General features: G+C 52.7%; 15 protein-coding genes. 7 read left to right on the forward strand and 8 right to left on the reverse strand.

The genetic code is table 11. The annotated features are described in order from the left end of the window. The first annotated feature begins 23 nt into the window (after positions 1 to 23). The 5 genes from tesB to F7P81_RS06190 all read left to right on the forward strand — a co-directional run bounded on the left by tesB (position 24) and on the right by F7P81_RS06190 (position 7,107). Positions 24 to 887, forward strand: coding sequence for an acyl-CoA thioesterase II (gene tesB / locus F7P81_RS06170; RefSeq protein WP_033315854.1), 864 nt, complete (start codon positions 24 to 26; stop codon positions 885 to 887). 215 nt (positions 888 to 1,102) lie between these two features. After that, positions 1,103 to 3,661: an FtsK/SpoIIIE family DNA translocase gene (locus F7P81_RS06175; protein WP_151159001.1), complete on the forward strand. Its 2,559-nt coding sequence runs from the start codon at positions 1,103 to 1,105 to the stop codon at positions 3,659 to 3,661. Positions 3,662 to 3,755: 94 nt separating this feature from the next. Continuing rightward, a complete protein-coding gene (locus F7P81_RS06180; protein WP_306402257.1) occupies positions 3,756 to 4,397 on the forward strand; it encodes an outer membrane lipoprotein carrier protein LolA in 642 nt (213 codons plus the stop codon). A gap of 157 nt (positions 4,398 to 4,554) precedes the next feature. Beyond that, positions 4,555 to 5,361, forward strand: a complete 807-nt coding sequence (locus F7P81_RS06185; RefSeq protein WP_116088598.1) for an exodeoxyribonuclease III — start codon at positions 4,555 to 4,557, stop codon at positions 5,359 to 5,361. A 153-nt stretch (positions 5,362 to 5,514) separates the two neighbouring features. Further along, on the forward strand, positions 5,515 to 7,107 hold the full coding sequence (locus F7P81_RS06190; protein WP_151159002.1) for an ABC-F family ATP-binding cassette domain-containing protein: 1,593 nt from the start codon (positions 5,515 to 5,517) through the stop codon (positions 7,105 to 7,107). A gap of 27 nt (positions 7,108 to 7,134) precedes the next feature. Here the strand turns inward: F7P81_RS06190 and F7P81_RS06195 are convergent, their stop codons facing one another. Beyond that, entirely contained in the window at positions 7,135 to 7,590 is a 456-nt protein-coding gene (locus F7P81_RS06195) for a cyclic nucleotide-binding domain-containing protein (RefSeq protein ID WP_022709734.1), read from the reverse strand. Positions 7,591 to 7,777: 187 nt separating this feature from the next. Next, positions 7,778 to 8,458 carry a response regulator transcription factor gene (locus tag F7P81_RS06200; protein ID WP_028233341.1) on the reverse strand — a complete coding sequence of 227 codons (681 nt, stop codon included), beginning with the start codon at positions 8,456 to 8,458 and terminating at the stop codon, positions 7,778 to 7,780. 310 nt (positions 8,459 to 8,768) lie between these two features. Here F7P81_RS06200 and F7P81_RS06205 point away from each other — a divergent pair, with 310 nt between their 5' ends. Next, complete coding sequence (locus F7P81_RS06205; RefSeq protein ID WP_151159003.1) at positions 8,769 to 9,332, forward strand: L,D-transpeptidase family protein; 564 nt, start codon at positions 8,769 to 8,771, stop codon at positions 9,330 to 9,332. 12 nt (positions 9,333 to 9,344) lie between these two features. On the opposite strand, the gene F7P81_RS06210 is transcribed toward F7P81_RS06205, so the two are convergent. After that, positions 9,345 to 10,718, reverse strand: a complete 1,374-nt coding sequence (locus F7P81_RS06210; protein ID WP_246176058.1) for an aminotransferase-like domain-containing protein — start codon at positions 10,716 to 10,718, stop codon at positions 9,345 to 9,347. Positions 10,719 to 10,955: 237 nt separating this feature from the next. Here F7P81_RS06210 and F7P81_RS06215 point away from each other — a divergent pair, with 237 nt between their 5' ends. Then, a complete protein-coding gene (locus F7P81_RS06215; protein WP_151158875.1) occupies positions 10,956 to 11,837 on the forward strand; it encodes a DMT family transporter in 882 nt (293 codons plus the stop codon). 125 nt (positions 11,838 to 11,962) lie between these two features. Here F7P81_RS06215 and F7P81_RS06220 read toward each other — a convergent pair whose 3' ends face one another. The 5 genes from F7P81_RS06220 to tsaD form a co-directional block, all read right to left on the reverse strand. Continuing rightward, positions 11,963 to 12,646, reverse strand: coding sequence for a class I SAM-dependent methyltransferase (locus F7P81_RS06220; protein ID WP_151158876.1), 684 nt, complete (start codon positions 12,644 to 12,646; stop codon positions 11,963 to 11,965). Between the two features lie 90 nt (positions 12,647 to 12,736). Next, positions 12,737 to 13,165 (reverse strand): EVE domain-containing protein, encoded by a 429-nt coding sequence (locus tag F7P81_RS06225; protein ID WP_022709673.1) that lies wholly within the window; start codon positions 13,163 to 13,165, stop codon positions 12,737 to 12,739. A gap of 32 nt (positions 13,166 to 13,197) precedes the next feature. Next, positions 13,198 to 13,488, reverse strand: a complete 291-nt coding sequence (locus F7P81_RS06230; RefSeq protein WP_022709672.1) for a YciI-like protein — start codon at positions 13,486 to 13,488, stop codon at positions 13,198 to 13,200. Positions 13,489 to 13,500: 12 nt separating this feature from the next. Continuing rightward, positions 13,501 to 14,481: an NAD(P)H-dependent glycerol-3-phosphate dehydrogenase gene (locus F7P81_RS06235; RefSeq protein ID WP_151158877.1), complete on the reverse strand. Its 981-nt coding sequence runs from the start codon at positions 14,479 to 14,481 to the stop codon at positions 13,501 to 13,503. Beyond that, positions 14,478 to 15,569 carry a tRNA (adenosine(37)-N6)-threonylcarbamoyltransferase complex transferase subunit TsaD gene (gene tsaD, locus F7P81_RS06240; RefSeq protein ID WP_022709670.1) on the reverse strand — a complete coding sequence of 364 codons (1,092 nt, stop codon included), beginning with the start codon at positions 15,567 to 15,569 and terminating at the stop codon, positions 14,478 to 14,480. The genes F7P81_RS06235 and tsaD overlap by 4 nt, the downstream gene beginning before the upstream one ends. Between the last annotated feature and the right edge of the window lie 63 nt (positions 15,570 to 15,632).

A 15,632-nucleotide genomic window follows, 5' to 3' on the forward strand; every position in this document is an offset into this window, starting at 1 on the left:
CTATTGCAGAAAATGAGTTTCCTATGTCTGAAGCAATGAAAGAACTTTTGTCGATCCTTGATCTGGAGCCGCTGGAACATAATCTGTTCCGCGGACGTAGCCCTCAGGTGGGCTGGCAGCGGGTTTTTGGCGGGCAGGTGATTGGTCAGGCACTGGTTGCGGCACAGCGCACTGTTGAGGAAGGACGCTTTGTCCATTCCCTGCACGGCTATTTCATGCGCCCCGGCGATCCTTCCATTCCGATTATTTATCGTGTGGAACGGCTTCGTGACGGTTCGAGCTTTTCGACCCGTCAGGTGGTTGCGATCCAGCATGGCGAGGCTATTTTTACTTTGTCTGCCTCGTTCCAGATTGATGAAGCAGGGCTTGAGCATCAGATTCCGATGCCTCTTCATGTGCCGATGCCGGAAAAACTGCTCAGCATCAAAGATATGAAAGAGCAATATATCCAGATGGCGCCAAAGGCCGTGCGCAAATATCTGGAGCGCGACCAGCCGATTGATATGAAACCGGTATCGCTCAGTCATTATCTCACCAAAGATCCGTTGCCGCCGGAGCAAAATGTCTGGGTGCGCGCCTGCGGTGAGGTGCCGGATGACCGTGCCTTGCAGGCGGCAATTCTGGCCTATCTCTCAGACATGACTTTGCTGGATACATCGCTGCATGCGCATGGACGCGCGGTGTTTGATCCGGGTATGCAGGTTGCCAGTCTTGATCATTCGATGTGGTTCCATCATCCGTGCCGGCTGAATGACTGGCTGCTCTATAGTCAGGACAGCCCGATGGCAACCGGTGCACGCGGCTTCAACCGCGGTTCAATCTTTACCCGTGACGGTGTGCTGATTGCCTCCACGGCGCAGGAAGGTCTGATCCGCGTCCGCGATTGAGATATGCACTGCAAAACAGAGTGAAATTACAAAACACGCCCGAAAACGGGCGTGTTTCTGTATTTTAAGCCTGCTGAATATGTCAAGGAATGACGGACTCATGGTTAATGCTGTCTTAACTACCATTATTGTATGATCGGACGCGATTCATAAAATTTACCTGTCTTCCGCATTTCTGCGGATTGAAACAGGTGAAAAAAATTGAGGCAGGTTTCATGCGGCAAGGCTATTCACCGTCCTACGGGCCAGATGAACAGGAAATTCGGGGAGAACGTCTGAGGCTCAGCGCTTTGCTGCGCCGCCAGATTGATATTTTCTCCGGCCTGTTGCTGCTGGCTTTGGTGGCGGGCGCTGTTGCCGCACTTGCCACATGGAATGTGGCTGATCCGAGTTTCAGCCATGCGACAGCCAATGAAGTGACCAATGCTACAGGTTATCCGGGGGCGGTTTTTGCCGATCTGGCCATGCAGTTTTATGGTCTTTCCAGTGTTGTTGTGCTGCTGCCGCTGGTTTTCTGGGGCATTTTGATGATCGTCAATGGTCGTATTGACCGTTTGGCACGACGTATTTCTGCATGGTTTTTTGCATCATTGTTGTTTGCTGCGATTGCCAGCTGTGTCACGCCGCCGGAAAGCTGGCCGATGCAGATCGGCCTTGGCGGTGTGTTCGGCGATATGGTGCTCAAAGTGCCGGGCGTGTTTTTGGGGGAATTCCCTACCGGTGTGATTGCGCTTGGTATTGCCGTTATTTTGTCCGTTCCGGCTTTGTGGTTATGCGCCTTTGCCAGCGGCCTGATCGGCCGTGAGCGCAGCCTGACAAAACCTGTCCGTGCCAAAGCACGTCAGGTGGTAGATGATCATTATGATGAAGACTATGATGAGGAAACCGGCGAAATCCGCGCGGGCTTCTTCTCAACTCTGTCCGCATCGACCTTGGGTGCTGCATCTCACTGGATGCTGAGCGCCAAGGCATCGGTGCGGCGCATGTTCGGTCTGAAACGCAATCCGTCTTCATCGCGCAAACGCAACCGTGATGATGATCCGTTCGGTGATGTGACAGTCGCGCGTCGGGGAGCAGGTCAGCGCTTTGAACCGGGCTTTGAACCTGCCGGTCATGCTGCTGATGACATGCATTTTGACGATGATGATTATGATGATGCACCGGCACCGCAGCAACCTGCGGCTGTACAAGCTCCGCGTATGCAGGCGGCACGTAAGGCGCCGACAGCCCGTGCGCCAATGCATCCGGTGAATAATGGCGGCCGCTTCATGCTGCCGGATCTCAATTATCTGAGCGAACCGAAAGTGGTTGCGCGTGATCCGTCCTTGTCGAAAGAAGCGCTGGAGCAGAATGCCCGTGTTCTGGAAGGTGTGCTGGAAGATTTCGGTGTGCGCGGTGAGATTATTCAGGTCAAGCCGGGTCCGGTTGTAACCATGTATGAGCTGGAGCCGGCACCGGGGATTAAATCTTCCCGTGTAATCGGTCTGGCTGATGATATTGCCCGTTCAATGAGTGCGATTTCTGCCCGTGTGGCGGTGGTGCCGGGGCGCAATGCTATTGGTATTGAACTGCCTAATCCGAAGCGCGAAATGGTATTTCTGCGTGAAATGCTGGCGAGCCGTGATTTCATGCAGACCAAAACAAAACTGGCACTGGCATTGGGCAAGACCATTAATGGCGAGCCGGTGATTGCCGATCTCGCCAAAATGCCTCACGTGCTGGTAGCCGGTACCACAGGTTCCGGTAAATCTGTGGCGATTAATACCATGATCCTGTCACTGGTTTATCGCATGACCCCGCAGGAATGCCGCCTGATTATGATTGATCCGAAAATGCTGGAACTTTCCGTTTATGACGGTATTCCGCATTTGCTCACCCCTGTGGTGACTGATCCGAAGAAAGCGGTTGTCGCACTGAAATGGGCAGTGCGCGAGATGGAAGACCGCTATCGCAAAATGTCGAAAGTCGGCGTTCGCAATATTGACGGTTTCAACAGTCGGGTTTCACTGGCCGAGAAAAAAGGCGAACAGATTTCCCGTACGGTACAGACCGGCTTTGACCGCAATACCGGTGAGGCGGTTTATGAAACCGAAGAACTGGATCTGTCGCCAATGCCATATATCGTCGTGATTATCGACGAAATGGCCGATCTGATGATGGTTGCCGGTAAGGATATTGAAGGCGCGGTGCAGCGTCTGGCACAGATGGCTCGTGCTGCCGGTATCCATGTGATTATGGCAACGCAGCGCCCGTCGGTGGATGTGATTACCGGTACGATCAAGGCGAATTTCCCGACCCGTATTTCGTTTCAGGTTACCTCCAAAATTGACAGCCGCACAGTGCTTGGTGAGCAGGGGGCAGAGCAGCTTTTGGGTATGGGTGATATGTTATTTATGGCCGGTGGCGGTCGTATCCAGCGTGTTCACGGACCTTTTGTCGGTGATGATGAAGTTGAACAGGTGGTTCAGCACCTTAAAGCGCAGGGCGTGCCGGAATATCTGGATGCCGTTATGGAAGATGATGAGGACGAGGGCGGTTCCGCACCGTCCGGTACGTCCAATCTGGAAAATTCCGACGATCCTTACGATCAGGCTGTTGCGGTGGTGTTGCGTGATAAGAAGGCCTCAACCAGCTATATCCAGCGCCGTCTCGGCATTGGTTATAACCGCGCAGCTTCGATCATTGAGCGTATGGAAGAAGAAGGTATTGTGGGGCCAGCCAATCATGCGGGCAAACGCGATATTCTTGTTCCGACGCAGGATGATGATTACTGATTTTGCTCTGCCATAGTCAGGTCAAACTACCGGTTTAAAAGATAAAAGAACACGGTGAAAACCGTCATAACGAATACGGGAGCGTATGTTTCTGATGAAACTGAAATTGCCTTTCATGGTCGCAAAATATCTCACTGCTGCATCTATTGCTCTGGGCGTGCTGCTGCCTACCGGTTTTGCGCAGGCGCAATCAGCAAATAGTGGTGCGCAGGCGCAGGCTATTGCCAATCAGTTTACAGCTGTGAAAACCATGACCGGTGAATTTGTGCAGTTTGGTCCGAAAGGCGATCAGACCGGCGGTAAATTCTACATTGAGCGTCCGGGTAAAATTCGTTTCAACTATGATAAATCGCCGATCACCGTGATCTCTGATGGTGAATCCGTCGTCGTCAATAATAAGAAGCTGGATACTTGGGATTTGTATCCGCTGTCGAAAACACCACTGAAATTGCTGCTCAGCGATCATGTTGATCTGGGCGGCGGCCGTTTGCGCGGTTTGAAAAACGAACCGGATGCGCTGACCATGATTTTGGGCGACAAAGCGGTTTTTGCCGATGCCACAATTGCGCTGATGTTTGATCCGGCCAATGCGGAATTGAAGCAGTGGACGATTACCGATGCGCAGCGTCAGGATACCACGGTGATGATCTTCAACGTGCAGAAAGGTGTGCGTTTTGCGGATAATATGTTCAAGATTGACTATCAGCGTCTGGCTATGAAACGCAAAAATCGCTGATCCTTGTTCAAACTATTGAAAATGCCGCGTCTGCTTTAGCGCGGCATTTTTTATTTATCCTGCATTTGCACATCCTGCATAAGCGGCTTATGTTACGCAAACTATGGTGAAACCTCACCTGTTTTGTCTTTTACCCTTCAGCCCGTTGAGCAGTTTAATGAGTTTTTCCGTCGCCACCTGGAATATCAATTCAGTTCGCCTTCGTTTGCCGCTGGTTCTGGACTTTCTGGAGAAGCACACACCGGATGTGTTGTGCCTGCAGGAAACCAAATGCCCTGATAACCAGTTTCCGCTCAAAGAGCTGCGCAATGCCGGTTATGAGCACATCGCGATCAGCGGTCAGAAGGGCTATCACGGTGTAGCTACACTGTCGCGCAGGCCGATGGAAAATACGGAAGTTATTGGCTTCTGTGATATGGGGGACTGCCGTCACCTCAGCAGTGTTGTGCAGGCAGGCGGTAAATCAATCCGCATCCATAATTTCTATGTGCCTGCCGGCGGGGATGAACCGGATGTGACGATCAATCCGAAATTTGCCCATAAGCTGAATTTCCTTGAGGAAATGCGGGCAGTAACGGCAGATCGCGGTGATGGTTTTTCTTCTATTCTGGTGGGCGATCTGAATATTGCACCGCTGGAAAATGATGTCTGGTCACATAAGCAAATGCTGAAAATTGTCAGCCATACGCCGGTTGAAACCGAGACACTGGAAGATTTGCGGGTGAAAGGCGGCTGGAGTGATCTGATGCGGCAGGTTATCCCTGCAGATCAGAAAATTTACACTTGGTGGAGCTACCGAGCCAAGGATTGGGATGCATCTGATCGCGGCCGTCGTCTCGATCACGTCTGGGGTTCCAAAGATCTTGAACCTCATATGAAAGAATTGCAGGTTCTGCGCCATGCCCGTGGCTGGGAGCGTCCTTCCGATCACGTGCCGGTTATTGCCCGCTTCGATCTCGACTGAAACATTCGAGGCATCGTGACTTGAATAAGTCACGATGCCTGTCTAAATAAATGTCACGGCTACTCATGCCGGTTAAAAGTGTATTTGAGGAGTTCATCACAATGAAGCAGACAGCACAGTTTTTCTTAACTGATGTTTTTGTTGTTTCACTGGATGCTGCTCTTGATAACGCTGTACACACTGCAAAATATTTCTGCGCAAACGCCTGACGGCCGCAGTCTTTTTCAAAATCTTTCTCTTCATCTGTCCCGTGAACGTACCGGTCTGATCGGGCGTAACGGCACCGGTAAATCAACTCTATTGCGTATCATAGCGGGCGAAACAGCACCGGCCAGTGGTTCGCTGACCAGTCATGCCAAACTCGGCTTCCTGCATCAGAATACGAATGAAGCGCATGAAACGATTGCCGACTTGTTTGGTGTGACGGAGCAACTGGCTGCACAGGCGCGTATTCTGGCAGGTGAAGGCAGCGACGATGATCTGGCTGATGCGGACTGGACATTGGAAAGCAGGATTAAGGATGCGCTCTCCCAAATGGGTCTGCCAGAACTCCACCCGCAAACGCAGCTGGGTAGTTTGAGCGGCGGGCAGAAAACCCGTGCCGCTCTGGCTGCCCTGATTTTCCATGAGCCGGATCTGATCCTGCTGGATGAGCCGACCAATAATCTGGATATGCAGGGGCGTGAGGCTGTACTGCATTTGCTGCGCAACTGGCGTGGCGGGGCGCTGGTGGTCAGCCATGACCGCACATTATTGCGCGAGATGGACCGGATTATTGAGCTGACGCCGATTGGTGTGTCGTCTTATAGCGGTAACTGGGATTTTTATGAGATGCGCAAAGCGGAAGAGATAGCCGCTGCCCGTCATGATCTTGCAGTGGCTGAAACAGCTGTCAAACAGGCGGAGAAACAGGCGCGGCTCATCAGGGAACGGCAGGAAAAGCGGGATTCTGCCGGTAAGAAATCCCGTTTCAGTGCAGGGCAAAGCAAATTGCTGCTGGATGCCAGAGAAGATCGCGCACAGGCAACCGGCGGGCGTAATAATCAACTGGCGCAAAAGCAGGCAGAAAGCAGCCAGCAGGCACTGAGCGAGGCGCAGAGCAAGTTTGAGCGGCTGATCCCGCAGAATTTTGGCCTCGGCAATCTCAGTCTTGCCGCAACGAAAACGGTACTCGTTGCGGAACATCTGACAATGGCTTTTAATGATCGTCAGCCGTTATTTCAGGATTTGTCTTTGCAGATTACCGGCCCGGAACGCATTGCATTATGCGGGCCAAACGGATCAGGAAAAACGACTTTGCTGCATATATTGGCGGGAAAGCTGACACCGCAGCAGGGCAGCGTACAATATTATGTCCGTCATGCCATGCTGGATCAGCATGTGAGCCTGTTGAATGATGATCTGAGTATCAGGGATAATTTCAAACTTCTGCAACCTGAAGCTACGGACAATGATTGCCGCGCCGCGCTGGCGCGCTTCATGTTCCGTGCGGATGCGGCTTTGCAAAAGGTTGGAGAACTCAGCGGTGGTGAGAGGCTGCGGGCAGGTTTGGCTTGTGTTCTGGGTGGTGTTCAGGCACCGGAACTGCTCATCCTTGATGAGCCAACCAATCATCTGGATATTGTCGCACTGCAATCAGTGGAAACGGCGCTCAATGCCTATGAAGGCGCATTGCTGATTACCAGCCATGATGAGGTGTTTTTGAACGCAATCGCACTTACGCGGCGTATCGAATTGCCGCTTTAAAGCATGTCAGGCAAAGCCGGAGATGCTTTAATCGGAAAAACGAGATGACAGCTTGTCGATCTGCTCGACCATCTCATTCAGATTATTGCTGATATGCAGATAGAGCGAAGCGGCAAGCTCCGGATATTCTTCCAAAATACGGTGGAAGATGGAGCGGCTGAGACGGATGACTTCGGTTTCTGTATCGGCGACGGCACCGGTCAGACGGCTGGTCTGTGCAATCAGTGCCATTTCACCCAGCACTGAGCCGGTGCTGATTGAGCGCAGATTGACGCGTCCCTGCTTGCCTTCATGAAAAAGGGTAATGCTGCCGCTGACAACAATATAGGCGCAGTCAGCACTTTGCCCTTCATGAAACAGTTCCCTGCCGGTACGCAGAACCATGCGTTCTGCGCCAAAGGCAAGCAGCCGCAGGTGCTGAGCCGAGAAGGCCTCGAAAAGGCCAATCGTACTCAGGAACTGAATGTCATCATCGAGCGCCATATGTCTCTTTCTTACACATAATACTTATTCCGGAACCGGTTCCCGCTCGGGAATAATCGTGTCCTGTTCCGGAAGAATTATGCTGTAACCCAAATTACCGAAAAATATCTAAAGTTTTCGATAAGATCATCTTTTATGCAGAATATTAAGCAGCCCGGAAAAAATGAATGCCGGGCTGCCTTCATTCTTAGGGAACCAGCTTATACCCGCCGCTTTCGGTAATCAGCAGGCTGGCATTGGACGGATCCAGTTCGATTTTCTGACGCAGGCGATAGACATGGGTTTCCAGCGTGTGCGTGGTAACGCCGGAATTATAGCCCCAGACTTCTTCCAGCAAGACATCGCGTCCGACCACACCACCGGCGCGGTACAGGAATTTGATGATTGCCGCTTCTTTTTCAGTGAGGCGGATTTTATCGCCTTTCTGGTCAAGCAGCAGCTTCTGGCTTGGTTTGAATGTATAAGGCCCGACGATAAAGGTCGCGTCTTCGCTCTGTTCATGCTGGCGCAGCTGCGCACGGATGCGGGCAAGCAGCACTGCAAAACGGAACGGCTTGGTCACATAGTCATTGGCACCGGACTCAAAGCCCAGAATGGTGTCGCAATCTGTATCGTGACCGGTCAGCATGATGATCGGTGATGTAAAACCACCGGCACGCAGCTGTTTGACGGCATCACGGCCATCCATATCCGGCAGGCCGACATCCATAATCAGCAGGCTGATATTATTTGCCCGTGCGGTCTGAATTGCTTTGCCGGCAGTATCTTCCTGCAGGATCTGAAATTCAGGATGAAGTGACAGCTGGTCGATCAGGATGGAACGAAGATCCTCATCATCATCAACGATCAGAAGTGTATGGGCGATCATATCTGCCTCATTCGGTTTCAAAAACGGGAGCTGAACATCAGCAAGATGGGTGATTTATGACATTTAACGAAGAAAAACTAAAGAGAGGTCAGATGAAACAAAATTTACCTTATAAAATACGCCTTTAATGCTGCTTTTAAGCGATCTGACATCAGTTTATGGATGTGAATAAAATTAGCTGTGTAAATATATGGCAGGAGAAATGATTCTCTGGTGTTTCCAGAGCGTTACCGGAAAATAGCATGCAAAACCGGTCCGGAGGGGGCCTATACATATGATACTGGGCAGAGAAGCAAAGCAAAGCGGCCTTATGCAGGGCGATACAGGCAGAAAGACATCCCGCACGATTAAAGTTATGGATGTTCATATGCGTCCTGGGCATCGCAGTCAGGGTTATCTGGTTGCCGGACCGCTGGTGCTGCGCTGTGCTTTGGGCAAGGGCGGAGTGTCCTCCCGCAAGCGCGAAGGGGATGGTGCAACGCCTTTGACGCAGATGCGTCTGCTTTACGGATACCGCCGTCAGACACCGGTGATCGGGGATCAGCCGGCAACAGCATTGCGCTTTCGGGCTACGCAGCCGCAGGATGGCTGGTGTGATGCCGCCAATGACCGCAATTATAACCGGCCGGTCGCAGCCACCTATCAGCGCAGCCATGAGAAGATGTGGCGCAAGGATGAGCTCTACGATATTTGCGTGGTCATGGACTGGAATATTACCGAGCGCAAAAAAGGCTGCGGCAGCGCGATATTTTTCCATCTTTCACGGGAAACCTATACGCCGACAGAGGGCTGTATTGCTCTGAGCCGTCGCGACATGATGCGTTTATTACCGCATCTTTCGGGAGATACGGTTATCCGTGTGCGACGCGGCTGATTGATCTCACATTCATGTCGCGGGCAGATACATGATCTGTCTGAGCGTATCGAAAATCTTCGGATGAACGGACTGGGCAACATTAAACCGCATGAACCGGCTGCATGTCTGTGACTGGCTGAAAATATTACCGGGTGCCAGAACGATATTGTGATCCAAAGCGCGTCTGGCAATCATGTCGCTGTCCACACCCTCCGGCAGATCATCCGGCAATTGCGCCCAGAGAAACATGCCGCCAACCGGCTCACACCAGAGCTTGAAGCCTGCATTAAGAAGCTTTTGCCGCGTCCGTGTCTGACATTCTGCCAGCCGGACGCGGATTTTCTCAATATGGCTGCGGTAGCTGCCGTCTGTCAGCAACTGATAGATGATCTGTGAAGACAGTGCATTGCTGGCGAAGTTGGTTGCCAGTTTCATGTCGGTAAGATTTTCCAGCCAGTCAGGACGCGCGGCAATATAACCGGTGCGCGTGGCCGCTGACAGGGATTTGGAGAAGCTGCCAATATGGATCACCCGCTCCAGACCGTCGAGTTCTGCTAAGAGCGGAGGCGGATTCTGATGAAAGTCCGCAAAAATATTATCTTCGACCAGAATCAGATCATGCTGTTCGGCGAGTTTGAGCAGGCGGTGTGCCGTTGCAGGTTGTATGGTGGCACCGGTCGGATTGTGAATGCCGGAATTGCAGAGATAGAGTTTTGGCCGGTATTGCGTGCAAAGGCGTGCGAAGCTTTCCAGATCAGGTCCTTGGGGGGTGTAAGATACGCCGACAAGATTGACGCCCTGCGCCAGTAACAGACCACGGAAATTGAAATAGCACGGATCATCAATCAGCACCGTATCGCCGGAGCGGATAAATGTACGGCAGATCAGATCAAGTGCATTGGTGCCGGAATCGGTGAGCAGGATTTGTGACGGGGCTGCTGTAACGCCCTGTTCACGCAGACGGGTGCTGAGCAACTGGCGCAGCAATGGCAGGCCGAGCGGTTCGTCATATTCCGATATATTCGATGCAGGGTTGCGGGCGATCTGGCGCAAGGCGCGGCGGATGGCTTCTTCCGGCAACCAGTCTGACGGCAGCCAGCCGCAACCCGGTCTGAAGGTGGTTTCTGTATTGCTCAGCGATTGGCGCATCACCCAATAGGGATTGATATTGCGGTTATGAGTGTCTGCAAAATCCGAGCTGATGAGCGGCGGATGATTTTTCTCAGCGACATAAAAACCGGCACCGCGCCGCGCCTGAATAATGCCTTCAGCCACCAGCCGGTCATAGGCTTCCACGACCGTGGATTTGGATATGGACATGGTTTCCGACAGACGGCGGATGGAGGGCAGGCGCGCGCCCGGCATCAGGCTCATGGCGCTGATACGGTCGCGGATGATTGTCATCACCTTCTCAACCAGCGTTGTCGCTTCCAGAATTTCCTGACTGACGGAAAGCTGATCAGCCGTATCGCTTGCTGTTTGCAGCGCGTCCGGCGCTGTATATCCGGAATGATAAGTCATCTGTATCTCCGAATTGAGCAGTACAGTTTGTTTAAATTGTACTGAAATTGTATCTGACAATTTTGCCTGTGTATCAATATTTATCGCGAAATACGCAATAAATTTCGAGAATATGTGAAAATGAATAAGCAAGCGGATAGCCAAAGTGCTGGCTGGATCAGCGGTTTTATAGGTGTTTTAATTTTCAGCGGCTCTCTGCCTGCAACGCGTTTGGCTGTCTTGCAGATTGATCCGGTTTTTCTGACAGTGCTACGGGCGACCATTGCCGGTCTTTTGGGCGGCGCTCTGTTGCTGGCATTTCGCGAGAAATTGCCGACACCATCTGAGTTGATTTCACTCGCGCTGGTTTCAGGCGGTGTTGTGGTCGGGTTCCCGCTATTTACGGCTTTGGCCTTGCAATATGTGACCTCTGCCCATGCAATTGTCTTTATCGGTCTGCTGCCGCTCAGTACGGCAATTTTTGCGGTGTTGCGGGGAGACAGCAATCCGTCATGGCGGTTCTGGATGTTCTCGCTGGCAGGCAGTGCAGCGGTGGCATTTTTTGCTTTGGCAAAAGACCAGTCGGGCGGGGAATTTTCGCTCTATGGTAATGTAATGATGCTGTTATCGATCATTGTCTGCGGCTATGGCTATGCGGAAGGTGCGCGGCTGTCCCGCACGATTGGCGGCTGGCAGGTGATCTGCTGGGCGCTGGTATTGGCGTTGCCGGTAATGCTGGTGTTGGCTGTCGCGTTGCGACCGGATAATTTTGCGGGTATTGAAGCGCCTGCATGGCTGGGTGTGGGATATGTATCGCTGTTCAGTATGCTGATCGGCTTTTTCTTCTGGTATCACGGGCTGGCACTTGGTGGTGCGGCAGGCGTGGGCCAGTTGCAATTATTGCAGCCGTTTTTTGGCCTCGCTCTGGCAGCCTTTGTACTGGGCGAACCGGTGAGCATAGCGATGATGGCTGTGGCATGTGTTGTGGTGATGTGTGTTGCCGGAGCTAAGCGCTATATTTGAGCACTATTGCTCAAATATAGCGCTTAGCGACAAAACTAAAAAATGTGCGATGCGATATATCTGAATAATATCGCTATACTTCGCAAATCATCATATGGATCAAACCAATCAGGCGTGGCTTTTAGCTACGCCTTTTGCGTTTCACCATAGTGCCAGACAGTGGTGCGCTTTACGTCTGCATCTTCCAGAGCGCGGGTGACTGGCACGGAATAGACTTCCAGCTCTGTCAGGCGGTGCCGCGGCAGATAAGACCGTCCGGGATCGCCGACGATAATCTGCACGCCTTTAGCAGCCAGCATGTCAAACCAGACGATCAGCCGGTCAGCCAATGGCTTGTCATAAAAGACATCTCCGGCGAGCAGAACATCAAAAGAGCCGCTTACATCCTGCCCGATCAGATCAGCGTCACTGAAGTCACAGGATACTTTGTTCAAAACACTGTTCAGGCTGATGGCATGGCGGGCAAAAGGATCGATATCATTGGCGGTTACAGAACTTGCGCCGCTCAAAAGGGCTGCAATGCCGACCAGACCGGAGCCGGAGGCAAAATCCAGTACGCGTTTATTTTGCACAGCCTGCGGATGATCGAGAATATAGCGGGCAACGCCCTGACCGCCTGCCCATGCGAAAGCCCAATAGGGCGGCGGTAATCCGATTTCGGAAAGCTCTTCTTCGGTCTTGTGCCAAAGCTCATGAGCCTCATCGGCAAGATGAAGCGCGATTTCCGGCACATGGGGCGGGTGGTGAATGCCGGTATTGTCGAGGATGAATTGCGTAGCGCGCGTCGAGTCCGGGATCAGGAGGGGCATAGACGCTCCGGATCAAGCAGAGGATAAGCGACTGCAAACGCAGAACGCTTCCGGAATAGTGTTTGGGTTGCGTTCTGCATTGTTGTGCTCTTAAATTTTGGTGTGGTCTAATCCGCCCATGCGGCAGACCTCGATCCATTCGTCTTCTTTGACCGGCTGTACGGAAAGACGCATGGATGTGACCAGCGCCATATCGCTCAACAGCGGATTGACCTTCACATCTTTCAATGTCACCGGCTTCGGCATATCGCAGACGGCGCGGATATCCACACATTCCCAGCGGTGATCGTCCGTTGTGCTGTCAGGATGCGCTAATGCACAAACTTCCACAATGCCGACGACTTCCAGTCCCTCATTGGAATGATAGAAAAAGCCCTTATCGCCAAGCTGCATAGCGCGCATATTATTGCGTGCCTGATAATTGCGCACGCCGTCCCATTGCTCGCCGACAGCGCCTTTGGCTTTTTGCATTTCCCACGACCATTTGAATGGTTCAGATTTAAACAGCCAATATGCCACAGTTTTCTCCGGATTTATTCAGCAGGCCAAGTTTATTCAGCAGGTTTGTTGATGACCCAGTTCCACGGGCGCACAGTCACATTGTCGAACAGACCAGCCAATGCATAAGGATCTGCAGCGGCAACGGCTTTTGCATCCTCAATGGTTTCAGCTTCAACCATCAGCATGCTGCCAACCGGTTTCTGATCGGCTTCGCTCAGAAAAGGGCCGCCGAATTTGATCTTGTCGCCGAGGCTTTTCAGATAATCGAGATGGGCAGGGCGGGTATCGAGACGCAGTTGCAGATGGTCGGCTTTGTCATTGCAGAGAATGGCGAACAGCATGAGGTCAGGTTCCTAATCTTCGTTTTTCAAAGGACGGGACAGTAATCCGGTAACAGCCGCATCAATAGTAATACTGCCATTGAGCAAGGCCGCAATTGTGGTGATGATTGGTGCATTGATCTGCTTGCGCGCGCAAAGTTCGGCAATCACCGGCGCTGTGGCCACACCTTCGGCGAGCAACAGGCCTTCCAGTGGTTCGCCGCGTCCCAAGGCCAGCCCGTAGGAATAATTGCGCGATTGCGGGGAGGAGCAGGACAGCATCAGATCGCCGAGGCCTGATAATCCCATCAGGGTTTCAGGTCGTCCGCCAAAGGCCACGGCAATACGGCGCAGTTCTGCAAAAGCGCGGGTGACCAAAGCTGCCTGCGCCGATGCGCCAAGACCTTTGCCGATCGTTGCACCGGCTGCAACGGCGATCACATTTTTCAACGCGCCGCCGATTTCAACGCCGGTCAGATCATCGGAGGAATAGCAACGGAAGGTGCTGCCGGAAAACTGTGCGGCCAGATCATCGGCAATGGCAATATTTTCACAGGCAATCGTCACGGCAGTCGGAAAGCCACGGGCAACATCACTGGCAAAGCTCGGGCCGGAAAGGGCAGCAATCGGATGGTCAGGCAAAATATCGGCAATGATCTGCGACATCAGCCGTCCGGTGGAGCGTTCAATCCCTTTGGCGCAAAGCACAACAGGGCAATCAGCCGGAATGAGCGGTTTCAGTTCCTGTAATGCGGCAGCCATGGATTGCGCAGGGATAACGGCCAGAACCGTATCGGCATTGTTCAGCGCTGCAGCTGCATCGCTGGTGGCACGCAGATTATCATGCAGGGCGATATCACCGAGATAACGGTTGTTACGGTGGTTGTGGTTGATATCATCAACCGTTGCCGGATCGCGCGCATAGAGCACGACCTCATGGCCGTTCTGTGCGGCCATGCACCCCAGAGCTGTTCCCCATGCACCGCCGCCGAGAATAACGATCTTCTTGCTCATGCTTTTGCTCCCCTGCGGCCAAAACCGACCAACGGCGCTGATGTGCTGTCCAGCGGCCAGCGCGAGCGCGGTGCAAAATCGAGATTGTCAGGCTCCGTGCGTGCTGCATGTTCAGCACCTGCCCATGCAATCATGGCTGCATTGTCGGTACACAGAATATGCGGCGGGGCGAGGAAGTCGAAACCGTGCTTCTCACAAAGTGTTTCAAGTCCTTTGCGCAGTACTTTATTGGCGGCAACACCACCGGCAACAACCAATGTCGGATTTTCTTTATCCGGATAGGTTTCACGAAAACGGAGCAGAGAACGCTTTACGCGATCATTGAGCGTATCGGCAACGGCAGTCTGAAAAGACGCGCAGATATCCGCCACATCCTGATCGCTCAGCGGCACAAGCTGAGTTGCTGTCTGGCGCACGGCGGTTTTGAGACCGGAGAAAGAGAAATCCAGCCGTGCTTCACCTTTGAGCGGGCGTGGCAGTTCAAACCGTGAGGCATCGCCCTTGAGTGCAGCCTGCTCAACCGCAGGGCCGCCCGGATAAGGCAATCCCAACAGCTTGGCGGTTTTGTCAAAAGCTTCACCCAACGCATCGTCAATCGTGGTGCCGAGGCGTTCATAATGGCCGAGGCCGTGCACGAGAATAACCTGCGTATGACCGCCGGATACCAGCAATAACAGATATGGAAAAGCCAGTCCGTCGGTCAGGCGTGCTGTCAGGGCATGGCCTTCGAGATGGTTGACGGCATAGAAAGGCTTGTCCGCAGCAAAGGCCATGGCTTTCGCCGTCATCAGTCCGACAATCAGCCCGCCGATCAGGCCGGGGCCTGCTGTTGCAGCGACAGCATCCACATCATTGATGGTCATATCCGCATCGGAAAGCGCTTTGGCAATCAATCCGTCGAGCGCTTCCACATGGGCGCGTGCCGCGATTTCCGGCACCACGCCGCCATAGGGTTCATGCTCGGCAATCTGGCTGAGAACAACATTAGACAGGATGCGTGAAGACACCCCGCCTTGTTCATTTTCATGGCGTTCAATGATAGCTGCGGCTGTTTCGTCGCAACTTGTCTCTATTCCAAGCACGCGCATAAGCGATTAGACCCGTATTAACAAAGCATTTCCGGCAAAAAGCGTGAAGCACTTTTGCATAAG

The organism is Pseudochrobactrum saccharolyticum (assembly GCF_008801715.1).
Lineage (GTDB): Bacteria > Pseudomonadota > Alphaproteobacteria > Rhizobiales > Rhizobiaceae > Pseudochrobactrum > Pseudochrobactrum saccharolyticum.

Excerpts from the sequence above, each read along its gene's own strand:
- tesB (WP_033315854.1), top strand. The coding sequence starts at position 24 with ATGTCTGAAGCAATGAAAGAACTTTTGTCGATCCTTGATCTGGAGCCG.
- F7P81_RS06175 (WP_151159001.1), top strand. The coding sequence starts at position 1,103 with ATGCGGCAAGGCTATTCACCGTCCTACGGGCCAGATGAACAGGAAATT.
- F7P81_RS06180 (WP_306402257.1), top strand. The coding sequence starts at position 3,756 with ATGAAACTGAAATTGCCTTTCATGGTCGCAAAATATCTCACTGCTGCA.
- F7P81_RS06185 (WP_116088598.1), top strand. The coding sequence starts at position 4,555 with ATGAGTTTTTCCGTCGCCACCTGGAATATCAATTCAGTTCGCCTTCGT.
- F7P81_RS06190 (WP_151159002.1), top strand. The coding sequence starts at position 5,515 with ATGCTGCTCTTGATAACGCTGTACACACTGCAAAATATTTCTGCGCAA.
- F7P81_RS06195 (WP_022709734.1), bottom strand. The coding sequence starts at position 7,590 with ATGGCGCTCGATGATGACATTCAGTTCCTGAGTACGATTGGCCTTTTC.
- F7P81_RS06200 (WP_028233341.1), bottom strand. The coding sequence starts at position 8,458 with ATGATCGCCCATACACTTCTGATCGTTGATGATGATGAGGATCTTCGT.
- F7P81_RS06205 (WP_151159003.1), top strand. The coding sequence starts at position 8,769 with ATGCAGGGCGATACAGGCAGAAAGACATCCCGCACGATTAAAGTTATG.
- F7P81_RS06210 (WP_246176058.1), bottom strand. The coding sequence starts at position 10,718 with ATGACAATCATCCGCGACCGTATCAGCGCCATGAGCCTGATGCCGGGC.
- F7P81_RS06215 (WP_151158875.1), top strand. The coding sequence starts at position 10,956 with ATGAATAAGCAAGCGGATAGCCAAAGTGCTGGCTGGATCAGCGGTTTT.
- F7P81_RS06220 (WP_151158876.1), bottom strand. The coding sequence starts at position 12,646 with ATGCCCCTCCTGATCCCGGACTCGACGCGCGCTACGCAATTCATCCTC.
- F7P81_RS06230 (WP_022709672.1), bottom strand. The coding sequence starts at position 13,488 with ATGCTGTTCGCCATTCTCTGCAATGACAAAGCCGACCATCTGCAACTG.
- F7P81_RS06235 (WP_151158877.1), bottom strand. The coding sequence starts at position 14,481 with ATGAGCAAGAAGATCGTTATTCTCGGCGGCGGTGCATGGGGAACAGCT.
- tsaD (WP_022709670.1), bottom strand. The coding sequence starts at position 15,569 with ATGCGCGTGCTTGGAATAGAGACAAGTTGCGACGAAACAGCCGCAGCT.